The sequence below is a fragment of the Candidatus Propionivibrio aalborgensis genome, assembly GCF_900089945.1.
In the GTDB taxonomy this organism is placed as follows: domain Bacteria; phylum Pseudomonadota; class Gammaproteobacteria; order Burkholderiales; family Rhodocyclaceae; genus Propionivibrio; species Propionivibrio aalborgensis.
The window spans coordinates 1-1,673 of the sequence record NZ_FLQY01000165.1; the positions used below are offsets into that span (position 1 = coordinate 1).

Genomic DNA, 1,673 nt, shown 5'->3' on the forward strand with positions numbered 1-1,673 from the left:
CCCCGGATCAAGCTGCTGCACTGGCGTTTCATCGGCATGCAGTACCTTGCCCCGCAAGAGCAACGCCGTCAGCCGATCCACCAAGGGTTGCAGGCTCACCCCCAACTGCCCCACCCACTGCGCCAGCGTCGAGCGGGCAATCGACACGCCGTGACGGTCGCTGATCTTCTCGATGCGATACAAGGGCAGATGATCCAGATACTTCTGGATCAAGACCCACGCGTGGAGTCCTGGGGCGGCCAAGCCGCCATCGATGATGGCGGCAGGCACCGGTGCGGCGGTGATGGTTTCGCAGCTGCGGCAGGCATACTGTGGGCGAATGTGACGATGGACGAAGAAACGGGCCGGTTCGACGTCCAGCTGCTCGCTGATGTCTTCACCGATCTTGACCAGATCACGGCCACAGTCGCCACAGGTGCAGGATTCCGGTTCGTGGCGATGCTCGATGCGGGGCAATTCAGGCGGGAAGGGATTGCGGCCGGTGCGTTTGTACTGACGCGGCGCGTTCGCTGGTTTCTGTTGTTGTTCCAGTTCGGCGACGATGGCGGCGCCATCTTCATCGCTGGCCTCGATAAACAAGTCGCGTTGCTCGGGCGACAGGGCTTCGCTCTTGCAGCCAAAGCGGATGCGCTTATGATGCGCCAGTTCGAGGGTGAGTTGCGCGATCTTCAGCTCGCGCCGCTTGAGTTCGGCGTCGCGTTCAACCAGCGTGGCATCGCGTTCAGCGAGCTGAGATTGCAATGCCGAGAGATGCGCCCGAACCGCCTCCGGCAGGATTAAATCGGGCAGTTCATGGCCCCGGTCGGTGGTCGAATGCATGGGTCGTATTATACCATACAGATAACGCTAAACCCTTGCAGATACGGGTTTTACGGCATCTTTATTTGCCTCAAACCCGCCAGTGCGCGGATGGTTTGGCCTGCAATCGGCGCCAGTCGACACCCGTCGTCAGCCAGCGCCATTCGGCCAGGCTCAGGGTGCAGGTGGCGTCATGGCTCTGCGGCCAGGTAAAGCGACCCTGATGCAAACGCCGCACGCACAACCAGACACCGGTCCCGTCCCAGATCAGCACCTTGATGCGCGTGCCGTTTCGATTGCGAAACGCATAGGCGGTGCCGTCACACGGGGATCGCCCCAGAGCCTGCTGGATCTTGAGCGACAGGCCATCAATACCCATGCGCATATCCACCGCTTCGATGGCCAGCCAGACCTGATCGGGACGGATCACCCCAAGACCTCGCGCAACCACTGCGCACAAACCGCCACTTCCGATGCGGGCCAGGCGATCTGGAAGACCGTTTCCTGACGCCGGATTTCGATCTGGATGCCGCCGCAAGAAGGGGCATCCTCCGTCTGCAAACTGACGGGAACCAGGGTGGGCGGCGAACAGTGCGCCGGCTCAGTACGATCGTCCCTTCCGAGCCTCATCGGTACGCCGACAGCTTGCCGGTCACGATGCGCTTGCACCCAGTTCCACAACAAATTGGCATTGAGCCCGTTGACCAATGCCACCCCCGCAATCGATACGCCCGGCTGCAAACAGGCAGCAACCACTTGCGCCTTGAATTCGTTCGTGTGCCGGCGACGACCTCGCGACGGCCGCGGCAAAACTACCGTAGTGTCCATGTGTCCACCTAATCTATCGTGGACACGATGGTCTCCTGCGGAACACC

The 1,673-nt window shown here is 61.3% G+C and carries 2 protein-coding genes and 1 pseudogene; all 3 read right to left on the reverse strand.

Annotation, left to right across the window (positions count from 1 at the left end; translation table 11 throughout):
• Window positions 1–696, reverse strand: a pseudogene (tnpC, locus tag PROAA_RS09010) (IS66 family transposase); the annotation flags it as partial.
• A gap of 193 nt (window positions 697–889) precedes the next feature.
• Window positions 890–1,228 carry an IS66 family insertion sequence element accessory protein TnpB gene (tnpB, locus tag PROAA_RS09015; RefSeq protein WP_186411028.1) on the reverse strand — a complete coding sequence of 113 codons (339 nt, stop codon included), beginning with the start codon at window positions 1,226–1,228 and terminating at the stop codon, window positions 890–892.
• Window positions 1,225–1,673, reverse strand: a 449-nt coding sequence (locus PROAA_RS09020) for a transposase (RefSeq protein ID WP_222102185.1), incomplete at its 5' end; no start/stop codon positions are given. The genes PROAA_RS09020 and tnpB, both read right to left, overlap by 4 nt.